At 59.6% G+C, this 20,021-nt stretch carries 19 protein-coding genes and 1 tRNA gene; 13 read left to right on the plus strand and 7 right to left on the minus strand.

Going from position 1 to position 20,021, the window contains the following annotated elements:
• Nucleotides 1-27 precede the first annotated feature (27 nt).
• The 11 genes from H6G62_RS12420 to hisG all read left to right on the plus strand — a co-directional run bounded on the left by H6G62_RS12420 (nt 28) and on the right by hisG (nt 12,331).
• The gene (locus H6G62_RS12420) at nt 28-2,583 is read left to right on the plus strand and encodes an EAL domain-containing protein (protein ID WP_190495542.1); all 2,556 of its coding nucleotides are present in this window, start codon (nt 28-30) and stop codon (nt 2,581-2,583) included.
• 226 nt (nt 2,584-2,809) lie between these two features.
• Nucleotides 2,810-3,061, plus strand: a complete 252-nt coding sequence (locus tag H6G62_RS12425; RefSeq protein ID WP_190495544.1) for a TIGR02450 family Trp-rich protein — start codon at nt 2,810-2,812, stop codon at nt 3,059-3,061.
• A 102-nt stretch (nt 3,062-3,163) separates the two neighbouring features.
• Nucleotides 3,164-3,508, plus strand: coding sequence for a DUF2605 domain-containing protein (locus H6G62_RS12430; RefSeq protein ID WP_190495546.1), 345 nt, complete (start codon nt 3,164-3,166; stop codon nt 3,506-3,508).
• A 100-nt stretch (nt 3,509-3,608) separates the two neighbouring features.
• The gene (locus H6G62_RS12435) at nt 3,609-3,905 is read left to right on the plus strand and encodes a DUF2973 domain-containing protein (protein ID WP_190495548.1); all 297 of its coding nucleotides are present in this window, start codon (nt 3,609-3,611) and stop codon (nt 3,903-3,905) included.
• 305 nt (nt 3,906-4,210) lie between these two features.
• Nucleotides 4,211-6,505, plus strand: a complete 2,295-nt coding sequence (locus H6G62_RS12440) for a ComEC/Rec2 family competence protein (protein ID WP_190495550.1) — start codon at nt 4,211-4,213, stop codon at nt 6,503-6,505.
• A gap of 147 nt (nt 6,506-6,652) precedes the next feature.
• A complete protein-coding gene (locus H6G62_RS12445; protein WP_190495552.1) occupies nt 6,653-7,867 on the plus strand; it encodes an amidohydrolase in 1,215 nt (404 codons plus the stop codon).
• A gap of 176 nt (nt 7,868-8,043) precedes the next feature.
• On the plus strand, nt 8,044-8,640 hold the full coding sequence (locus H6G62_RS12450; RefSeq protein WP_190495555.1) for a hypothetical protein: 597 nt from the start codon (nt 8,044-8,046) through the stop codon (nt 8,638-8,640).
• A gap of 44 nt (nt 8,641-8,684) precedes the next feature.
• Nucleotides 8,685-9,332, plus strand: a complete 648-nt coding sequence (locus tag H6G62_RS12455; protein ID WP_190495557.1) for a hypothetical protein — start codon at nt 8,685-8,687, stop codon at nt 9,330-9,332.
• 84 nt (nt 9,333-9,416) lie between these two features.
• A complete protein-coding gene (locus tag H6G62_RS12460) occupies nt 9,417-11,174 on the plus strand; it encodes a VWA domain-containing protein (protein ID WP_190495559.1) in 1,758 nt (585 codons plus the stop codon).
• A 40-nt stretch (nt 11,175-11,214) separates the two neighbouring features.
• On the plus strand, nt 11,215-11,592 hold the full coding sequence (locus H6G62_RS12465; RefSeq protein ID WP_190495561.1) for a hypothetical protein: 378 nt from the start codon (nt 11,215-11,217) through the stop codon (nt 11,590-11,592).
• 82 nt (nt 11,593-11,674) lie between these two features.
• Nucleotides 11,675-12,331, plus strand: coding sequence for an ATP phosphoribosyltransferase (hisG, locus tag H6G62_RS12470; protein WP_190495563.1), 657 nt, complete (start codon nt 11,675-11,677; stop codon nt 12,329-12,331).
• A 10-nt stretch (nt 12,332-12,341) separates the two neighbouring features.
• Here hisG and H6G62_RS12475 read toward each other — a convergent pair whose 3' ends face one another.
• The 3 genes from H6G62_RS12475 to H6G62_RS12485 all read right to left on the minus strand — a co-directional run bounded on the left by H6G62_RS12475 (nt 12,342) and on the right by H6G62_RS12485 (nt 16,026).
• Nucleotides 12,342-12,539, minus strand: coding sequence for a hypothetical protein (locus H6G62_RS12475; protein ID WP_190495565.1), 198 nt, complete (start codon nt 12,537-12,539; stop codon nt 12,342-12,344).
• A gap of 58 nt (nt 12,540-12,597) precedes the next feature.
• The gene (locus H6G62_RS12480; RefSeq protein WP_190495567.1) at nt 12,598-15,135 is read right to left on the minus strand and encodes an HDIG domain-containing metalloprotein; all 2,538 of its coding nucleotides are present in this window, start codon (nt 15,133-15,135) and stop codon (nt 12,598-12,600) included.
• Nucleotides 15,136-15,243: 108 nt separating this feature from the next.
• The gene (locus tag H6G62_RS12485; protein WP_190495568.1) at nt 15,244-16,026 is read right to left on the minus strand and encodes a hypothetical protein; all 783 of its coding nucleotides are present in this window, start codon (nt 16,024-16,026) and stop codon (nt 15,244-15,246) included.
• A gap of 225 nt (nt 16,027-16,251) precedes the next feature.
• Here H6G62_RS12485 and H6G62_RS12490 point away from each other — a divergent pair, with 225 nt between their 5' ends.
• Complete coding sequence (locus H6G62_RS12490; protein ID WP_190495570.1) at nt 16,252-16,947, plus strand: peptidoglycan-binding protein; 696 nt, start codon at nt 16,252-16,254, stop codon at nt 16,945-16,947.
• A 156-nt stretch (nt 16,948-17,103) separates the two neighbouring features.
• Here the strand turns inward: H6G62_RS12490 and H6G62_RS12495 are convergent.
• The 4 genes from H6G62_RS12495 to H6G62_RS12510 form a co-directional block, all read right to left on the minus strand.
• Nucleotides 17,104-17,175 (minus strand) — tRNA-Asn (locus H6G62_RS12495).
• Between the two features lie 152 nt (nt 17,176-17,327).
• The gene (locus tag H6G62_RS12500) at nt 17,328-17,876 is read right to left on the minus strand and encodes an NYN domain-containing protein (RefSeq protein ID WP_190495571.1); all 549 of its coding nucleotides are present in this window, start codon (nt 17,874-17,876) and stop codon (nt 17,328-17,330) included.
• A gap of 124 nt (nt 17,877-18,000) precedes the next feature.
• Nucleotides 18,001-18,675 carry an energy-coupling factor ABC transporter ATP-binding protein gene (locus H6G62_RS12505; RefSeq protein WP_190495573.1) on the minus strand — a complete coding sequence of 225 codons (675 nt, stop codon included), beginning with the start codon at nt 18,673-18,675 and terminating at the stop codon, nt 18,001-18,003.
• Nucleotides 18,676-18,688: 13 nt separating this feature from the next.
• Entirely contained in the window at nt 18,689-18,961 is a 273-nt protein-coding gene (locus H6G62_RS12510) for a hypothetical protein (RefSeq protein WP_190495575.1), read from the minus strand.
• Between the two features lie 347 nt (nt 18,962-19,308).
• Between H6G62_RS12510 and H6G62_RS12515 the strand changes: the two genes are divergently transcribed.
• A partial coding sequence (locus H6G62_RS12515; protein ID WP_190495577.1) for a photosystem II D2 protein (photosystem q(a) protein) occupies nt 19,309-20,021 on the plus strand: 713 nt, incomplete at its 3' end.

Below are 20,021 nucleotides of genomic sequence, written 5' to 3' on the forward strand. Positions count from 1 at the left end.
GCCCTGTTTTCTTTCCCTGGCAAAACCATGTTTAAATTCCTGAATCAGTGCTTCCGACCGGATGCGTCATCGCAACCACCGCTGGAAAGCCATCCAGAGCATGACCATCGCCCGATTCGGCTCACCATTGTCACTCAGTTTTTTCCGCCCGACTTTGCCGCCACCGGGCAGTATATGGACGAGTTAGCCACTCACCTGGGCCAGCAGGGGTTTGAGGTACGGGTGTTTACGGGCCAACCTAGCTATGCCTTTGAGGTGGTCGAAGCCCCCGCCGAAGAGCAAAAAGGCCCGGTGCATATCACCCGATCGAACTTTTTGCGCAGCCGTTCTCGCAGTATGAAGGGCCGCACCCTCAGCAGCTTGGCCTTTTGTTTGCATACGGCCTGGCACCTGCTGAACCCACGCAACCGGGGGGATATTGTCCTGTTCGTCAGCGAACCGCCCTACGTGCAGGTAGTGGGGTTTCTGTTTAGCCTTATCTTTGGTACGGCCTACGCGGCTCTGGTGTATGACCTCTACCCTGACGTGGTGACGGGGCTGGGAATGCTGCCCGCCCATCACTGGGTGGTGCGCCTGTGGGATGCGGTGAATCGTTGGGTGTGGCAGCGGGCGGAGGCCGTGATTGTGCCCTGCGAAACCATGAAGGCTCGCATTGGGGCCAAGCACCCTACCCTGGCGGAGCACATCACCGTCATCCACAACTGGTCAGACCCCGACTGGGTGAAACCCCTGGCCAAGGCGGACAACGACTTTGCCCAAACCCACGGCACCGACCACCTTTTCACCGTGCTCTATTCCGGCAATATGGGGCGCTGCCACGACATGGACACCATCATCGGTGCGGCCCAAGCGCTGCGGGAGGATCCGGTACAGTTTCTGTTCATCGGCGGTGGCCCCAAACGGGAGATCACCGAGCGGCAGGTCGAAGATCTCGGCCTCACCAACTGCCGCTTCCTGCCCTACCAAGACAAAGCCCTGCTGCCCCAGTCCCTCACCGCCTGCGACCTGCACCTAGTCAGCATCGACACCGATATGGAGGGGCTGGTGGCCCCCAGCAAGTTCTACTCGGCCCTGTCCTCCGGTCGGCCCGTGGCGATCATTTGCGAAGGCCATTCCTACCTGCGGGGGGTGGTGTCTCAGTCGCACTGCGGGGCCGCCTTCAGCAACGGCGATAGCCAGGGCCTCGCCAGCTACATCCGCTACCTGATGAAAGACGGAGAAGCCACCCAGCAATTGGGCCTTTCGGGACACCGTTTCATCCGCGAAAACTTCACGGTCGAGGCCATCAGCCGCCAATATTACCGCCTGATTCAGCGGGCCGTCGTCAAAAATGCCGACCTCTACCAGGCCCTAGAAAACCAGGAATTTGAACTCTACTACCAGCCCATCGTAAACCTGGGCAATGGTCGCATCGACACCCTAGAAGCCCTGGTGCGGTGGCACCATCCCCAGAGAGGAATGCTGCCCCCCGAAGACTTTCTCTCCGCCACCAAAGATACCCATCTGATCATTCCCCTGGGCTGGTGGGTGCTCGATCAAGCCTGTCAGCAGTTGGCCACCTGGCGGCAGCAGTTCCCGGAACAGCGGGTTCGCCTCAGTGTCAACCTCTCCACCCAACAATTTCTCCATCCCGATCTGATGGCCCACCTAGACCGGGCCTTGGCCACCCACCACCTGCGGGGAGACGACCTGGTGCTGGAGATCAAAGACCACACCATCGTTACAGATACCTCGGCCACCATGGGGGTCTGGATGCAATTGCAGACGCGGGGCATTCAAATCTGTATTGATGGCATCGGCACCCGCTACGCCTCCCTCAGCTTTCTGCATCGATTCCCGGTCAACAGCCTCAAAATTGATGCCAAAACCGTCAATCGTTTGGATATTGACCCCAAACTGGCGGAATGGCTGAAAAGCCTAATTATCATGTCCCACGATCTACACATTGACCTCGTGGCCATGGGCATCGAAACCGCCTTTCAGCACCGCCGCACCCGCGAAATGGGGATGACCTACGGCCAAGGCTACGGCTTCTCAAAACCAGAGCCAACGTCTGTCATCACCCGCTTGCTGGCCCACAGAAACCCATTTTCGTTTTTGCTTGAGCCTTTACCTGCACCTACCATGACGACCTCCATCGATGCGCCCCTCGTGCTGGTTGTAGACGACGACCGATCTCTCCGTCGCTTGCTAACCATGGCCGTTCAGCAAGCGGGCTACCGCACCATCGAAGCCACCAACGGCCAAGAAGCCCTAGAACGTTACCAACAAGAGTCCCCCGATCTCGTTCTCCTCGATGCCATGATGCCCGAAATGAACGGGTTCACCTGCTGTCAGCAAATTCGCCTACTGCAAGCCACCGAGAATGTCTTCTATACCGACCAGGTTCAGGGTTCGCTACTCACCCAGCAGAGTTGTCAAACGCCCATCTTGATGATCACCGCCCTGGATGATGAAACCTCGGTCGAAAATGCCTTTGCCGCAGGCGCAACCGACTACATTACCAAACCCATCAACTGGTCGATTTTGAAGCAACGCCTTAAAAAGCTACTCAGAGGGCGTTTGAACGGTGATCCACTGTAATCTCAGTCCGGGGTAAGCTAGCGGCCCATGCCCTGGCAGCCCTCTCCCCATGGGCTACTGCTTATACTGATGCTTGTTATCCTGGGGTTTGGGTGCATCATTCCGGGACTACGATTGTGGTGTATGGCTGTGCGCTTGGCCCTTTAGGCACGGCTGATGCTAGTACAGTGGCCTCGTTTGGGCGCTAGGCACCCCGCGAAAAACAGCTTGGTTTTCCATTTTTTCCATGACTCGTAAACAGAAATTCCCCCACCTGCTCGGTTCTAAATGGACAGCCTGCCACACCACCGAGGGTTGGCGGCATTTTCAGGTCGCTAATCGGAAGCAGGAGGGCGATTGGGTCTTTGCGGAGATCGTCGCTTCCTGCGATCCTTCGGTACGGCTGTGGGTGAATGCCAAACAACTCAACAATCGAGACCTCTGGCAAGCTGGATGGCAACCCCTAGGGCCAAGGGAGACCACAGAGGTCTCACCCTAAGCCCATTCCCTCTGACCACCCCAAGGGCTTAAGGTTGCGTTAGGATCAAGACATCCACCCCGAAATGGGAGCATCCACCCTCGCCGTCCTAACCTCACTGCTATGCCCCCTGCCCCCTTCGATGATGCCCCTGCCGATGGGATAACTTCTGGCGAACCAACCCTGCTGGCTCAGGTGCTCTCTCCCTTGCTTGACGACTTTCAGTACTGGTTTCAGCGTTCCCTAACGCTGTTCGAGGAGGGGCCACTGCTCGGTACCCATGCAGACGATCAGGCGAACTTGCTGGCTCGGCTGAAGGAAGCCATGGCTGAAACCCAAACGGCGGCGTCCTTGTTGGCGATTACCGAAGGACAGGTAGGCGTTGATCCGGCCCAGGTGATGACCTGGCACGCCCTCGTTGCAGAATGCTGGATGGTCGCCCGTCGCCATCGATCCTTATCCCGTTAGCGTCAAATCTGGGGGCGAATTTGGCCTGGGCGAATGGGCCATAATCAGGGTAAACAGGTTACAGTCAATACAGGCAGCGATTGGCCAGAGGATACAAGTCATGTGGCAAGTTATTTATATTATTGCGTTTGCGGTTCTCGCCATTCTGGCCATTGCCAACCTGGTGAGAAATCTTGTTTTGCTGGGTAACAACGCCCGCAATTCGCAATCCCCCAGTGCCTACGGCAACGATACTCGCCGTCCAGTGCCCCACCCCGAATTGCTCGATCAAGACGGGCAGGTGATTCGCGAACCGCTCTTGGTAATGCGGTCGATCTCCGTGAAGGATGCCCGCGAACAACTGGATGCCCTCTACAACGACGACAGCGACGAAACCAAGCCTAGCCCAGACGTTTAGTCACAAATCGCTAACATCACAACCCATGGGCTTAGGTACGGGGCTCTACCCCTCTGAGTCTCGATAACCTACGACCCAGACCCTATATCTGCCCGGAGTTCTAGACGATGATCTAGACGATGCATGGTTGGATCGGTCTAGGACTAGCCATTGCCCCAGAACATCACCTGTAAAAAAGTAGTTGCCATCCGTGGATTTTGAGAGCCAAAACGGGCTTTCTAAGTCTAGTTATGGGTGCAATAAAAACGATGGGTGCCATGGCAGGAATGTTGGGGTGCGGCGCGTACGTTGCCGGATTATTGGTCGTGAGTTTATGGGTACGCCACGGCGGGCTAGGGCTGTGGGCTGGGGTAGGGCTAACCGGGCTAATGGCGTTAGTCTTGGGGGCCATCGCCGCCCTCACCATGCCCCAACGTTGGCCCCTGGGGCCACAATCTCCCCTATGGCTGGGGTTGGGGGGGCTGGGGTTGGTGGCCGCTCTGAACTATGGCTGGCAATCGCCCATGCCTTCGGTGTTAGATATCAGCCATCGGCTTCAGCCAGAATTCACCGATAGTTCGCAGGTGGTTTGGGGCCGAATCGACGATACCCCCAAAATTAGCCGCAGCGGTAAGGGACAGTTTTGGCTGCAAACCCAGCAAATTCAGACCTTGGGTGAGGACAATACCCCCCTCGGTTCACCCACCACCACCGAAGGCAAGCTCTACGTCACGGTGCCCAAGGACGCCATTCAAGATCTGCGCCCCGGCCAAACCGTCCAAGTGCAGGGCAAACTCTACCGCCCCTCCACGGCCAAGAATCCCAACGCCTTTGACTTCCAGCAATACCTGGCCAGTCGGGGAGCCTACGCCGGGTTTAGCGGTCGCTGGGTTGAGATTCAAACCGAGGCGGGCTGGGGGCTATGGCCCATTCGACAGCGCATTGTGCAGGCCCATCGCCAGGGGCTTGGCCCAGAGCAGGGAGCCCTGGTCAGCGCCATGGCCCTAGGACGGCGGGCGGTGCAGGTGCCCTACGACCTCCAAGATGCCTTTATTCAGGCAGGGTTGGCCCACACCCTCGCGGCCTCAGGCTTCCATGTGTCGCTGTTGCTGGGCCTGGTGATGGGGATTCTGCGTCTCCCTGCCCTTCAGGGGCGATTGGCCCGTCCCGGTTTAGCCCAGCTCATTATCGGTAGCCTGGTACTGGTAGGCTATGTGCTGATGACGGGAGCCCAACCCAGCGTCATGCGGGCGGCCTTGATGGGACTGGGGGCGCTGGTGGGGTTGGCCTTAGAACGGAGTGTCAAACCCCTGGGCTGTCTGTTGCTGGCGGTGACGCTGCTGCTGGTGTGGAACCCCACCTGGATTGACGACGTAGGCTTTCGGCTCAGCGTCATGGCCACCCTAGGGCTGATGGTGAGCGTGAAGCCGATCACCGAGCGGTTGAACGGGCTACCTCCTACCCTAGCCACGCTTCTCGCCGTGCCCCTCGCGGCCTATTTTTGGACGATTCCCCTCTCCCTCTACTATTTCAATACCCTCACCACCTACAGCATTGTGCTGAATATGGTCGTCACGCCCTTGGTAACGGTGATTAGCCTGGGGGGGATGGTCAGCGGGTTAGTGGCCCTTGTCCTTCCGGCCCTAGGCAGTGCCTTGGCCTTCCTGCTGGGGTTGCCCACTACCCTGCTGATTGCCCTCGTCCACTGGGAAATTAGCCTCCCTGGTAGCACCCTGGCCATGGGCCACATCGCCCTCTGGCAAATGATCGGCCTCTACCTGCTCTACGGACTGGGGGGATGGTCATCCCTGGGGCGGCGCTGGCGCTGGGCCGTGGCGCTGCTGATTATGCTGATCGCCCTGGGGCCACTGTGGTATCGAGGAGCCACCCTCTCCCAGGTGGCGGTGCTGGCGGCGGGTCGCGATGCGGTGATGGTGGTGCAAGATCACCGCTCGACCCTGTTGATCAACAGCGGCACCGAGTCCACCGCTTTCTATACCGTGGGGCCGTTTTTACGGCAGGCCGGAATCAACCGCCTCAACCACGCCATCGACGGCCAGGGCAGTGATGATGACAACTGGAAAACCCTGATCGCCCAAACCCCCATCCAGCATTTTTACTATACCCATCCCCTGCGGGTGCCGCCTAAGGAGATCCAAAACCCCATTCGCCTGGGCCTTCACCAAACCCTCACCCTGGGGCCACACCGCATTGAGTCGCTTCTGGATGTGCCCCCTGCCGCCCCTAGTCTGGCCACGCCAGTTCGTCCAGCCCTCGGCACCGCCCTCAAACTTACCCTCTTCCAGCAACACCCCTGGTTAATGCTGACCCACCTGAGCCAAGCGGATCAGCGGGCCTTGCTCCAGTCGGCCCCCGCCCTTGCCAGTGATGTCCTGTGGTGGGATGGGCAACCCCTCCAGCCCGCCTTGGTGGAGGCCATTCACCCTCGGATTGCCATTGCCTCCACCCAAAACCTCGCCCCAGACATCGCAGACGACCTCAAAAAACGGGGCATCCAAGTGTGGTGTACGGAGCAAGACGGGGCGATTCTCTGGCAACCCAGGCAGGGATACTACGCCTATCTCGCCACCAGCCCCCCACCGCAAACTGCTTGGGACTAAGGGGTGTGAGGTCTGTTTTCCCGTGGCGGCGGTGGGGCGGGGCATCCCTAGGAAAGGGGACATCGGTTTCTCGTTTATGCTGTGAAAAGTAGGCGTGGGTTGCCCAGCTTGCTGTTTGGTTGCTCCTTCATACCCTCATACAATCCGATGTTTGCGACTTCTTTGCCGCCCCGGCTCATTCATGCCCAGAACATTCGTCCGGCCATCCACGTCCTTCAGTCCCTCCTGGTAGATTGGCGGCGACGGCTGCACCAGCGGCCAGAGTTGGGCTTTCGGGAGCAGTTAACGGCGGAATTTATCCAACAGCGACTCACGGAATGGGGCGTTCCCTTCCAGGCGGGGGTGGCCAAAACGGGCGTGGTGGCGGTGATTGAGAGCGATCATCCGGGGCCAGTGCTGGGCATTCGAGCCGATATGGACGCCCTGCCCATCCGGGAAGAAAACGAGGTGCCCTACTGCTCCCAGCACGAGGGCATTATGCACGCCTGCGGCCACGATGGCCATGTGGCCATTGCCCTGGGTACGGTGCGCTATCTGGTGGCCCATCGCGATCAGTGGCGGGGCACGGTGAAGGTGATCTTCCAGCCAGCGGAGGAGGGGCCGGGGGGCGCGAAACCCATGATTGAGGCGGGGGCGCTGAGAAATCCTGATGTGGAGGCGATGATTGGCCTACATCTGTGGAACAATCTGCCCTTAGGCACGGTGGGGGTGCGCACTGGCCCACTGATGGCGGCGACGGCCCTGTTTCATCTCACCATTCAGGGTAAGGGAGGGCATGGGGCACTGCCCCACCAAACGGTGGATGCGGTGGTGGTAGGGGCGCAGATTGTCAACGCGCTGCAAACCATCGTGGCCCGCAATGTGGATCCAACCCAGGCGGCGGTGGTTAGCGTGGGCAAGTTCCACAGTGGCCATGCCCCCAACGTGATTGCCGATGTGGCCGAACTGAGCGGCACCGTGCGCTACTTTGACCCTCGCTACACAGACTTTCTGCCCGCCCGGATGGAGCAAATTGTGGCGGGGGTATGCCAAAGCCAAGGCGCGACCTACGAATGGAACTATCAGGCGCTCTATCCCCCGGTGATTAACGATGCTGGGATGGCGGAGTTGGTGCGGTCGGTGGCGCTCTCTGTGGTGGAAACTCCGGCGGGGGTGGTGCCCGACTGCCACACCATGGGCGGCGAAGACATGGCCTTTTTCCTGCAAGCGGTTCCCGGCTGCTACTTTTTCCTGGGGTCGGCCAATACCGAAAAAGCCCTCGCCTATCCCCACCATCACCCCCGCTTTGATTTTGACGAAACGGCCCTCAGCCTAGGGGTGGAGATGTTTGTGCGCTGCGTGGAAGCCTACGGCCTAGGGTAATCCAGCCTCCCATTGGGAGGTCGTTTTCTTGCCCTTAGCGGTTTTCTCGCCCCTAGCGGCTTCCTTGTTCCTAGAGGGGTGCGTTAAGGTTGGTCGCTATTTTTTTACATAACCTGGGGGGTTTGGGTCTCCGTTGCTATGCTTAGCGGTGAAGTGTGGTACCGGGACGTAAACTCATGGCGATGGGACACCGACATCGATATCGCTGGTTGATGGTGGCTGTGGTTAGCCTCGGCCTGTGTTTGTGGCTGGGCTGGCGTTGGGGCGGAGACCCCCCTACGGCGGCGGCCCAAAATGCGCCGCCGCCGACCTTGGCCCCGGCCATGCCCATGCTGGCGGGCAATTTTGACGACCCCCAGGGCCGTTTTCAGATCGGCATTTTTGAGGGCTACCAGGTCAGCCGAGCGGGAAATGCGCCCCTGATTCAATCTCCTGACGGAAGTTTGGCCTATACCGTGGCGGTGGCCCCTTTGCCCGCTGGAGCCGCCATCGCCACGGAGGCCGATTTGGTGCAGGTCACCCAGCAAACCTTCGGCCAGGGGGAAGGCTTCACCACGGGGGACGTGCAGGCGATTCCGGGGGGCGGCATTCGGATTAACTGGACGGGACGGCTCTCCCAGGGGGCGGCTCCTCCCCAGCCGATTACGGGGAAAGTGTTTGCCCGCCAGCGCAACGGTTCGGCCTTTCTGCTGATGGTGGCGGCAACGGCGGATCGAGAGGCCCAGGTCTCCGATGCCATCGTCACCTTGGGCGGCACTCTGACGGTGCCCTAGGCTGGACCACACCTTCCCTGGCTACCACATTCAACGGGTTCCCTATGCATATCCACTGGGCTAAGTTTTGGCGGCTGCCCCAGACCTATCTTTTGTTGGTCGGTCTGGGCCTGGGCTGTGCGGTCTTGTGGGGGCTGGCCGGAAATCGGTGGTTGACCTTCCTGGGCGGGGCGGTGATTGCCGGGGCCATGGTGGGTAGCTGGGCGCTGGGTTTTCGCCGTAATCCCTCCGTGGCCAGCGATAGCAACCTGTTGAATGCCGAAGCCTTTGGTTACCAAATGGAACCCCTGGGGCAGCGGGTGCCGGGGTCGGGCCAAAAGACTTGGCGGCAGGTGGAGGCTTGGGCCGCAGAATCCCAGCAGTTTGCGGCCCGCATTGCCGAGCGGGATCCCCTCTTGCAGATGGAACTTCTGGAGGCACTGCATACGGTAGTGGATCTGGCCCGTCAGGTGGCCGATGGACTGGCGGTGATCAACCAAATTGAAACCTCCACCTATCGCCAACTAGCCCAGCAACGGCTGACGGCCAGCCGAGATCGCCTCCAGGCCACCCATGCCCAACTCCAGCAGCTTCAAGATCAAGTCGCCCTCTCCAGTCTGGAAGCGGAGGCCAGCCAAGCCCCTCTGCCCCAAAGCCTCCAAATTTTGATTAGCGCCAACAAGCTCATTCTGGAGGATCCACCGCCCCCCTAGCGCCTTGTCCAAGGCCACCTGGAACCCTGGGGGGTGGGGTCGCCCCATTCCGTTATTTCACTGCTGAGTTCACAGCCGTTATCCATGCCTACCTTCCTTCGTCGTCGTCCGCTTTTGGCCTTTTTGCTGGGATTGTGTGCCGTTTTTCTGTGGAACTGTGGCCCTGGCGGTTTGCCCATGGGAACTACCATTGATTCTCCAGAAAGTGCCCAGGTGGCCTTAGTCAATTCGGTATTACCCAAGATTGATGTGATCGATGAGGTGGTGTCCGACGAAATAGCGGCCCGCTATGCCACGGATCAGATTGTGGAGCCCATTCCCCAAACCGAGGATTTTCCGCTCTATGCCGCCCAGCCCAGCGGTGGCAATACGGTGCATGTGGAAATCTTTAGTTCCTCAGAGAAGGCCAATGTCAACCGTCAAAACGAGCGCTGGCTGGTGGAGGTAGCCGAAGCCTTTAACCAGCGCCAGGAAACCCTGCCCTCTGGGGAGGTGATTCAGGTGGGGGTGCGTCAGGTGGCCTCTGGAACGGCGGCGCGGATGTTGGGGGCCGGAGTGGCCCAGCCCCAGGGGTATAGTCCGTCCAATGACCTCTGGGTGGCGATGATTCAAAGCGAGGGCGTGCCCGTGACCCCCGTGGCAGAACGCCTAGTGCCCAATACCGCTGGCTGGGTGTTGCCGAAGGCCGTCTACGACCAACTGGCGGAAAATGGCACCGTCAGCTTTGATCGGTTGCTGGCCGCCATTGCCTCGGAGCAAATCACCGTGGCCTATCCCAACCCCTATTCCAGTTCCACCGCCCTCAACCTGCTCTATACCCTCTATTGGCGGGCGGCGGGGCACCAGCAAAGTGGCGGGCAACTTACCACCGCCGAGTTGCAAACCCCCCAGGTCAACTCGGTGTTCGATCAGTTCCAGGCCCAGGTGTTGATTACCACGCCCACCACCCTCGACCTGCAAGAACTATTCCTGCGGGATCAGTCCAATCTGCAAGCCTTCCCCCTGGAGTACCAAAACTACCTGGCCCTGCGCCAGGTGCCAGGGTTTGAAAACACCGAATTCGTTCCCTTTGGGATGCCCCACAACAACCCCCTAGTGGGCTTTGGGTGGAACAGCCCTCAACAGCAAGCCGCCCTAGAACGTTTCTCGGCCTTTGCCCTGTCGCCCGATATGCAAGCCCTCGCCGCCCAGCAGGGCTTTGTGGAAACCGACCACCTGCGGGCCACCGCCGACCACCCACCGATCCCATCAGGGGAGGTGCTCCTCGCCGCCCAGTCGAACTGGAAGTTGCGCAAAGATGGGGGCCGCACGGTCTATATGGCCCTGGTGATTGACACCAGCGGTTCCATGGAAGGATCCCGAATGCAAGCGGTCAAGGATGGGCTACGCATCGCCGCCGGACAAATTAACCCCGGCAACTACGTCAGTATCGTCACCTTTGATAATCGCCCGGTTCGCCGTCTGCCCCTGGCCCCCTTTGACCAACCGCAGCACCAGCGCTTTCTGGCCACGGTCGATCTGCTGCGGGCCGATGGAGCCACCGCCATGTACGACGGCATGATGGTGGGCCTAGCTGACCTGATGGAGAAAAAAGCGGCTGACCCCACCGGGCGCTTCTACCTGTTGCTGCTCACCGATGGCGAAGCCAACCGAGGCTTTCAGTTCGATGCCGTGCAGGACATCATGGCCTACAGTGATGTGCGGTTCTACCCCATTGCCTACGGCGAAGTCAGCCAAAGCGAGCTCCAGGCCATCGCCAGCCTGCGAGAATCCACCGTGCAGCAGGGCAACCCCGACAACGTCCAAAGCCTGTTCCGCGATCTGTTCCAGGTCAACCTCTAGAACCCCTCCCAACTCCCGACTCCCCCCTCCCGGCTTCCCCATGCGCAAACCCACCCTCCGCCTCCTGCTGACCCTCGGCCTCGGCTGGCTGGCCTTCATCGGCCTAGGGCTGGGGTTGCGACAATGGAACACGGGCCCTACGGTGACGGTGATTATTGACCGCAGCTATTGTGCCCCCGCCCAGTGGCAAGCCCAGGCCCAGCGCTACACCGACCTCTATGAACAGCACGACCAGGGCCGCCTGCGCATTGTCCAGGTCATCTACGTCAGCGATCTGGGGGCCATCGTGGCGGAGACTCTCCCCACCCCGGAGGAGATCAACCGCCTCAACACCTTTGGTCGGTTTAACGCCGCCCAAATGAATCAAGCACGGCAGGCGGCACCCAACCCAGAGGTGTTGTCTTGTCAGGGCAACTGACGGCATCCGGTTGTGGGCAGGCCGACAGTAAATCCCTGGAAACGGCGGTGTAAGATAGCGAAGGCCATTGTGTTCCAATCCTATGCTTACCATTGCCCTGCCCAAGGGAGCCCTGCTGGGCGACAGTATTCAACTCTTTCAGCGGGTTGGCCTAGATTTCAGCCTGTTCCAAGACAAGGCCAACCGCCAGTTGCAAATCCTCGATCCCACCGGGCGGGCCAGGGCGCTGCTGGTGCGGGCTCAGGATGTGCCCGTCTATGTGGAGTATGGGCAGGCGCAGATCGGCATTGTGGGCTACGACGTGTTGCGAGAAAAGCAGCCCAAGGTAGCCAATCTGGCGGATCTGGGCTTTGGCGGCTGTCGGCTGTCGGTGGCGGTCAAGGCCGATAGCCCCTACCGCTCGGCCCTAGATATTCCGGCCCACAGCCGCATTGCCTCCAAGTTTGTCCACTGTGCCCAAGACTATTTCCAAAGCCTTGATTTGCCCGTGGATATTGTGCCCCTCTCTGGATCGGTGGAGCTTGGCCCCATCACCGGGATGTCTGAGGCGATTGTGGATTTGGTGTCCACGGGCAAAACCCTGCGGGAAAACAATCTGATTGAGCTAGAGGTGCTCTACTACAGCACTGCCCGCCTCATCGTCCATCCCCTCAGCTACCGGGTCAACCCCTACGGGCTGGGGGACTGGATTACCCAACTGCGCCAACAGGCCACCGCTGGGGCGGCTCAATCGTCGTGATGATGCGGCCTTATTCGGCGTCGTCGGTGTCGGCGTTGACCTTGGGAATAAAGTCGGGCTTGTCTTTATTTTCCCAGCCCGGTGGGCGCTTAGAGTTGTACCAGGCAATGGATCCAATGCTGACGGCGGCAATGAAGCCCACCACATAGACCAGCACGAAGGTGGATGGGAGACCGCTGCTGGCGGCCACGCCAAGGGGAAAAACCATGGTGACTTGCACTCCGAAATTGAGGGGTGAGTATCCCAAATTATAGATGACCGCCGCCCTAGCCCGCCTTGGGCGAGAGGGTGGCTTTGGGGTAGGCAATCCGCTTGTGGTTGTACTGCTGCCACACCTGCACAAAAATATCGGCAATCACCGTCATATGTTCGCGGGTGAGGCCCGATTCCACCAATTGATTTTCCTTCCAGCGGGTGCGCAAAATTCGGTTCACCATGGCTAGAGCCTCGTCGGGGGTGGCGTCGGTGAGGGAACGAAGGGCCGCTTCGCAGGAGTCGGCCAGCATGACAATGCCCGTTTCCGGCGATTGGGGAATGGGGCCATCGTAGCGAAAGTCCGCCTCTTGCAGGGTGATGGTCGCATCCTGCTGGGCCATTTCCTGGGCTTGGTGGTGGAAATAGCTGATCAACATGGTGCCCTGGTGTTCGGGGATAAAGGCCTGAAGCGCCTTGGGAAGACGACATTTGCGGGCCATCACCAGGCCCTCGCTGACGTGGCGCTTAATGATGGTGGCACTCAGCCAGGGGTCGTTGAGTTGGTCGTGCTTGTTGGGGCCACCCATCTGGTTTTCGATGAAGCCTAGGGGATCGTGCATTTTGCCGATGTCGTGGTATAGGGTGCCCGCCCGCACCAATTCCACATTGCAGCCCAGGGCGCGGGCGGCGGCTTCGGCCAAACTGGCCACAAACACGGTGTGCTGAAAGGTGCCCGGTGCCTCTGAGGCCAGTCGCTTGAGCAGGGGCCGATTGGGGTTGGAGAGTTCGGCCAGACGAATGGGGGTAATCAGGTCAAACAGATGCTCTAGGTAGGGGCTGAGGCCGAGGGCGGCCACGCTAGACAAAATGCCGTAGCCGCCCTGAATCGCCGCTCCTGTCAAAATACCCGACCAGGCCGAGACCAGCGACACCGGGTTCACGATCAGGGTGAGTAGCAGATAAACCACGCCCTGGGTCACCCCCACCCCAGCCCCTAGGAGGGCCAGTTCTTCGCGGGATCGCATTCGCCCAGACCACAGACTACAGACCATGGCCCCGGCGGCCCCGGCGATCCAAGAGACCCCGCTGACGGTGGATCCGATGGGCACCAGCAGGGCCAACAACCCCACCAGCGTGCCCCCCAACACTGGCCCATAGAAATTTCCGGCCAAGAGCCCAATGGCTGGGAGCCCATAGGCGGCAATGCTAAGGGCTTTGAGGATGCCCGTACTCACCACCATGGCCGAGATCAACACATAGTCCTGCGGACGGAGATGCTGGGGACTCCAGCGCTCAATCAATAAAAAGACGCCAATACCACCCCCTACTAAGCCACCAAAGATCGCCAGTCCCCCATAGTTAAACCGACGCTGGCTGAGGTTGAAATGGTCGAGCAAGACAAAATTGCTCTGGGTGATACTCTCTCCCACCACCACAATTGAATCCCCTTGGCGAATATCCACCAGCACAGGCTTAACGGCTTCAGCGGCCATGTCGGCCTTCAGCCTGGTTTGGTCGGGATCTTCAATCAGGTTAGGCTGAAGACTGCCTTGCAGCAGTTGGCTGGCAATGTCCTCCCCAGGGCGGGGCACGGTGCCCTTCAACTGCATTTGGATAGCGCGGTAGATCACCTCTGAGGACAGTCCGGGGGTAATGCCTTGGGCCAGCATACGCTCTGCCGCCCGTCGCACCCCAACTTGGGTATCTGTCCAGTGTTCCGCGTTCAAGTCGAGCACTGTGGGGGAGTAGGTGAGCCCTTCCACCTCGTTAGACAGGAGGGCCAAATTGGCCTGGGCCTGCTGATAACTCTGGCGGGCTTGTTCTACTTCATTCAGTAGGGTGTTAAACTCCTGCACCGAGGATCGCTGGGCATAGTTCCACAGTTCCCGCATGGCCTGTTGCTGGGAGGGGGTGAGGGTTTGCCCCTGGGTAAGAAGGCCCAAGCTTAGGGGGGGCAGCAGGGCAGGATCGGCGTCACGTTCTGCCAGGGGAGACACCAAACTACGCAGCTTGAGCCACGTGGCATCGTTGGAACGCCGCAGATAGATCTGCATTTGGGTGGAGATCATATCGGTGGGCACAAAGGGTAGGGGGCCAGCCTCCCGCCGCAGGGTGGTCAATTGGGCTACCGAGGCATCGATGGTACGGAGGGTGGTGTCGGTGGTCGTAGGGTCTACCTTCAGCACGCGCAGGGCACCATTCCGGGCATCGCGGCGGCGTTCCTCGGTGGTCTGCTTATCCTCCACGGAGGCATCGGCAGGGGCGTAGATTGTCTCTGGGGCCACGCTGCCCACCTGCAAGCCGGGTTGATTATAGAAGCGTTGGCCTAGCACGGTGGTGAGCCCCACCGTGGTGATGAGAATGGCCAGACGAGGATGGCGAATGTCGCGATGGCGTTTGGCGGCGCGACAGGGCAAGGGCGATCTCAGGCCCTCGGCTTTGCCCAGGGGAGGAACGGCGGTGGCCTGGGTTCTTTCTGGCCCAAAAGTAGACCGATAGAGGCGCGACGACCGGGCCAAGGACGGCTTTGGAAGCATCTCCGCCATGGCTTCGGGCGCTGCCGAAACCCAAGTCTCGATAGCGGCAACCAGTTCCTTAAGCGCTCTCATAGGCTAGGTCAATTCAGCAATCGGGCGCGAACAGCCAACAGGCAGAAGGACTTGGGCTAGAGCTTGACTGGCTAGTTTCGCCCTAGGCCATTTCAGAATCTCTAGTCATTATAGGCGTTCCCCTGGGAGACCGGATGCCACACCACACCAGCGTTGGTAGAGGGCATCGGCCAAGCAATCCATTTGGGCGAAATCGTAGTTCTGCCAGCGCGGCCCTAAATCTCCCCGATTCGCCTGGTCGGCTAGCCTAGCCAAGGGTAGCCCCCCGGATCCCAACCGCAGACTCGACAACACCCCCACCAGGGCTAGTGCCACCGATGGCCAGCCCTGCCGATGGGCCAAGGTCAAGGCAGGCAAGGCTTGACCTTGCAGCGAGGCAACCAACCTTACGACATCATTAAAATTGGCGTCCATCGTCAACGGCGCTGCCATTCCCCTGGGGGTTGCCCAGGGCCAATCATCGCTCGCCCACCTGCCCGCCCGACCCCGCTGCCCCACAAGCTGAAAGTAACGATCCAGGGTCACTAGGGTAGACGCACCCAAGCCGACCTGCTGTCCCCAGGCTTGGATGACCGAGCGTCGGTGGCCCTGGGGATTGGCATTGATCAGCACCATGGGCGTAGCCATCATCAGCACAACCCATTCCCGTTCTTGGTCTGTGGCAACCACCACGTTGTTTAGGGCCAAGGACCAGGTTCCTACCCCCACGGGATGCCCCGTCGCGCAGGCCTCCGCCACGGTGAGAAAGGCCGCTGGCCAGTTGGCCTCGGCGCTAGGGCGGTCGGGCGACCCTACCCCAACCCAGCAATCAGCGGCGACGACCATCCGCAGCAGAGGCCGAAAGCCCAGCGGCCAGTCTATCCATTCGGGTTGGTCTACCTTGGGCTTCACAGTCTTTCGATCCTCAACATCTCGATCCTCACCAGGTACCCCCTCGCCAATGGGAGGGTTCGGTCTATAATGGCTCTCGGCTAAGCCCGCTGGAGCCGTTTGCAGGCCAGAATGCCCGCTATGTTGCCCCCTTGCCGCCCTCCTGGAGTCACGCCTATGTTCTATCCCCATCGATACGTACTCTGCCGTCCCCAAACCAGGTTTGGGCACAGCCTCGGGCTCTTCATGCTACTGGCTACAGGATTGGGATGGGGTGGCCATGCGGTTGCCCAACAGCCCGTGCCCAGTGCCGATCCTTCCGTCGCCCCCGCTAATCCCACCATTAGCGGCGGACGCATTGTGCGCCCCACCCTTCGCCTGGGTAGCCAAGGGGAATCGGTGCGCGAACTACAGTCTATGTTAGTGTTACTCGGCTACTATGCAGGGCCAGTGTCCGGTGTTTTCCAAGAAGACACCCAACTGGCGGTGCAGCGCTTCCAACAGGCCACCGCCATCACCGCCGACGGCATTGTGGGGCCAGCCACCTGGAGCAAACTCCTGCCTGCCCCCGCCGCAGAAACCACTCCCCCCGGCCAAACCGTGGCTACCACCGCCCCAGCCACCAATCCACCCACGGCAAATCCGGCCCCCACCAACCCAGCCACCAATCCCCCAGCCACCAATTCTCGACCCACCCCTCCGCCCGCTACCGCCACGCCCCCGGCCAGCACCACCGCCAGCCTGCCCATCCTTCGCCCCGGCATGGAAGGGGAAGCCGTACGCTTTCTGCAACAACGACTGACGGCCAAGCGGGTCTACAGTGGCCCCATTAGCGGCGTCTTTGGCCCCCAAACCGAAGCGGCGGTTCGGCAGCTTCAGCGCACCAATAACCTCACGGTAGACGGCATCGTTGGCCCCGCTACGTGGAGCGTCCTCAACTAGCCGCCGGGGGCGCAGAAGCAGGACAGGGCAGGTATCTTGCCTGTCCCTGAAAGAATTCAACCCAACCGATTGAGCAAGCCCAACGCTTAGAATTGGCGCTGAGTTGCTAAAAGCTTCGCTGCTTTCACAGGCGCTTTTACCGTGTAAATCTAAAAACTCCCCAGGTAGGATTCGAACCTACGACCAATCGGTTAACAGCCGACCGCTCTACCACTGAGCTACTGAGGATTAAGTCGAAACTAATACTAACGAGAAAAGTGCCCCTTTGACAACCCCTTCCCCCAAAAAAATCTGCGCCACCTCAGATCCCCCTGTACGGGCTCACAGCAGTGCGCCCCAACGCCTAAGCTCCAAACCCCAAGCCCCAAGCTCTAATACCCCTAGCCCCGATGGCCAAATCGTAAGCGCATCAGCTTTTCCTGGGCCTCTTGGTTCAGGCCACTCATCAAAGAACGACTGGCAGGCTGGGGACGGCGAGGGCGACGGCGCAGACTTTGTTGGTGGATGAGGTGAATATCGCTTTCGAGCTGGCGGGCCGACATCCATTCGGCCCCGTAGCCCGTGACGGTGAGTTGATGTACCCGGTCGGAGGTGGCGACGATGATCCGATGGTTGCGGCGAGATTGGTGCATGAGCTGGGCGCACACTTTTTCAATATAGGTGTCGGCGGTTTGGCCAAAGTTGGTGTAGTGCACCGAAAGACGGTCGGTGACAACCTCTTGGACACTGGGCGACTGCACCCCGTGGGCATCAAACACCAGGTGCGTATCTAACCCTTTGCGGGCGCTGTAGTTGGCGAGGATTTCAATCAGTTCACGACGGGCCGCATCGAAACCGTCCTGTTGTTTCCTCTGCACCAACAGGGGCCACGCGCCAATCATGTTGTAGCCGTCTACCAAGAGTTTGGCTATGCAATCATCCTGCTTCATGACCCCATCCCCCCGCCCCAAGGTTACATAACGACATAATTCCTTAATCTTACTGGGGATTTTTGGTGTTTGGGGTTGCTTTGGCTACGGGACAAGCAGACCGATGATAGGTATCTTGTCTGGACTAAGCCGCCTGCAACAACGCCTTCAACCGTTCCGGGCTACCTTCATCCGTGACCTGACCCGCTTGCAGCAAAAAGGCTCGGTCGCAATAGTCCAATTCCACGAGGCGATGCGTCACCCAGAGGGCTGTTAAGCCCCGCTCTTTCACCAGTTCCCGCACCCGCTTTACCAGGTCGATCTGGCTGTCAGGATCTAATAAAGCAGTGGGTTCATCCAGCAACAGCACATGACAGTGACGGGCAATGGCTCCGGCGATGGCGACCCGCTGTTTTTGGCCCCCGCTGAGGGCATAGATGGGGCGACGCTTGAGGTCGAGCAAATTGATGGCGGCGAGGGCATCATCGACGCGATTGCGAATTTCCGCCAGGGGCAGGTTTTCTTCCACCAAGCCAAAGGCGACATCCGCCCCCACCGTGGGCATTACCAGTTGGTGATCGGGATTTTGAAACACAAAGCCCACCGGGGATTCAATGAACCACTCCCCGGATTGGGGCTTCAGCAACCCACCCAAAATTCGCAGCAAAGTGGATTTGCCGCTGCCGTTGTTGCCCAGCAGCATACAAAATTCCCCCCGCTCCACCGTGAGGGAACAGTTCTGCAATACAGGTTGCCCCGAAGGCCACTGAAATTGCAGGTTGTGAACGGCGATGGCAGCGTTGGGGTAGGTGGCGGTCATGGATGGGTTGATTTTATTGATCGGCGCTGAGGGCAAAGAAGCCTGGGGGACGCCCGCCCGCTACACCCGCCGCCTTCTCAAAGATTTGCACGGCGGCAACTTCGCTGGCGAGCACCGTCACTTTTTTGTTGGGGATTTGATCGCAGGTCATTTCCAGCCATTGGCCGCTGCCACTGCGAACGTCGTTAACAATGGATCCATAGAGCGCTTCTGCCGCTTCCTGCTCCTTCTTCTGCACCGAGAGGGGCATGGCCGTATGCTTGAGGGTCAATTCAATCGTAAACATAGGTTAGAGAGTACTCGCGACGTTAAAGATGGCCGATGGCAATGCCTCCACCATATACATAAGTGTAGTGCTGGGTACGCCAAAGCTGACATTAAGGGGATTTCTCTCGCACGGATTAGGTATATCGACTCATGGGAAGCCCCAAATCTTAAGGAATTCAGCGGCTAGAGGTTGGGATCATCAAAAACACCCCCTATAATGATCAGTACGGTAAAGAATAGTAAACACTCCTCATAATTCGGGGCTGCGGTCTTGACAGGTTGTCAGGCTTGGCTCACGAAAATCTGGGGAAGCGCCATTATCTTCCGTGTACATAACTGTCCATTGATGATTACGGAGATCCGCGTATGACCATTGCAATGGGGCGCGCGCAAGCACAACGGGGATGGTTCGACATCCTCGATGACTGGCTGAAGCGCGATCGCTTTGTCTTTGTGGGCTGGTCTGGCATTCTGCTGTTTCCCTGCGCCTATCTGGCGGTGGGCGGCTGGCTGACTGGCACCACCTTCGTTACTTCCTGGTACACCCACGGCCTCGCGTCGTCCTACCTGGAAGGGGCTAACTTTTTGACCGTGGCCGTTTCTACCCCCGCCAACAGCCTGGGTCACTCCCTGCTGCTGCTCTGGGGTCCTGAGGCCCAGGGCGACTTTGTGCGCTGGTGCCAACTGGGCGGCCTGTGGAGCTTCGTCGCTCTGCACGGTGCCTTTGGTCTGATTGGCTTCATGCTGCGTCAGTTTGAAGTGGCTCGTCTGGTCGGTCTGCGGCCCTACAACGCCATTGCCTTCTCCGCGCCGATTGCGGTGTTCGTCAGCGTCTTCCTGATGTACCCCCTCGGCCAAAGCAGCTGGTTCTTTGCTCCCAGCTTCGGCGTGGCGTCCATCTTCCGCTTCCTGCTGTTTTTCCAAGGCTTCCACAACTGGACCCTCAACCCCTTCCATATGATGGGCGTTGCTGGGGTGCTGGGCGGTGCGCTGCTCTGCGCCATCCACGGGGCCACGGTGGAGAACACCCTGTTCAAGGACGGCGAGAATGCCAACACCTTCCGCGCCTTTGAACCCAC

Origin of the sequence: Phormidium sp. FACHB-1136 (assembly GCF_014697375.1) — a bacterium.
In the GTDB taxonomy this organism is placed as follows: Bacteria; Cyanobacteriota; Cyanobacteriia; order Phormidesmidales; family Phormidesmidaceae; genus Nodosilinea.

Coding starts and splice junctions, on each gene's coding strand:
- H6G62_RS12500 (WP_190495571.1), bottom strand. CDS start 17,876: ATGAAGCAGGATGATTGCATAGCCAAACTCTTGGTAGACGGCTACAAC.
- hisG (WP_190495563.1), top strand. CDS start 11,675: ATGCTTACCATTGCCCTGCCCAAGGGAGCCCTGCTGGGCGACAGTATT.
- H6G62_RS12455 (WP_190495557.1), top strand. CDS start 8,685: ATGCATATCCACTGGGCTAAGTTTTGGCGGCTGCCCCAGACCTATCTT.
- H6G62_RS12475 (WP_190495565.1), bottom strand. CDS start 12,539: ATGGTTTTTCCCCTTGGCGTGGCCGCCAGCAGCGGTCTCCCATCCACC.
- H6G62_RS12445 (WP_190495552.1), top strand. CDS start 6,653: ATGTTTGCGACTTCTTTGCCGCCCCGGCTCATTCATGCCCAGAACATT.
- H6G62_RS12450 (WP_190495555.1), top strand. CDS start 8,044: ATGGCGATGGGACACCGACATCGATATCGCTGGTTGATGGTGGCTGTG.
- H6G62_RS12465 (WP_190495561.1), top strand. CDS start 11,215: ATGCGCAAACCCACCCTCCGCCTCCTGCTGACCCTCGGCCTCGGCTGG.
- H6G62_RS12510 (WP_190495575.1), bottom strand. CDS start 18,961: ATGTTTACGATTGAATTGACCCTCAAGCATACGGCCATGCCCCTCTCG.
- H6G62_RS12430 (WP_190495546.1), top strand. CDS start 3,164: ATGCCCCCTGCCCCCTTCGATGATGCCCCTGCCGATGGGATAACTTCT.
- H6G62_RS12490 (WP_190495570.1), top strand. CDS start 16,252: ATGCTACTGGCTACAGGATTGGGATGGGGTGGCCATGCGGTTGCCCAA.
- H6G62_RS12480 (WP_190495567.1), bottom strand. CDS start 15,135: ATGAGAGCGCTTAAGGAACTGGTTGCCGCTATCGAGACTTGGGTTTCG.
- H6G62_RS12420 (WP_190495542.1), top strand. CDS start 28: ATGTTTAAATTCCTGAATCAGTGCTTCCGACCGGATGCGTCATCGCAA.
- H6G62_RS12505 (WP_190495573.1), bottom strand. CDS start 18,675: ATGACCGCCACCTACCCCAACGCTGCCATCGCCGTTCACAACCTGCAA.
- H6G62_RS12460 (WP_190495559.1), top strand. CDS start 9,417: ATGCCTACCTTCCTTCGTCGTCGTCCGCTTTTGGCCTTTTTGCTGGGA.
- H6G62_RS12425 (WP_190495544.1), top strand. CDS start 2,810: ATGACTCGTAAACAGAAATTCCCCCACCTGCTCGGTTCTAAATGGACA.
- H6G62_RS12435 (WP_190495548.1), top strand. CDS start 3,609: ATGTGGCAAGTTATTTATATTATTGCGTTTGCGGTTCTCGCCATTCTG.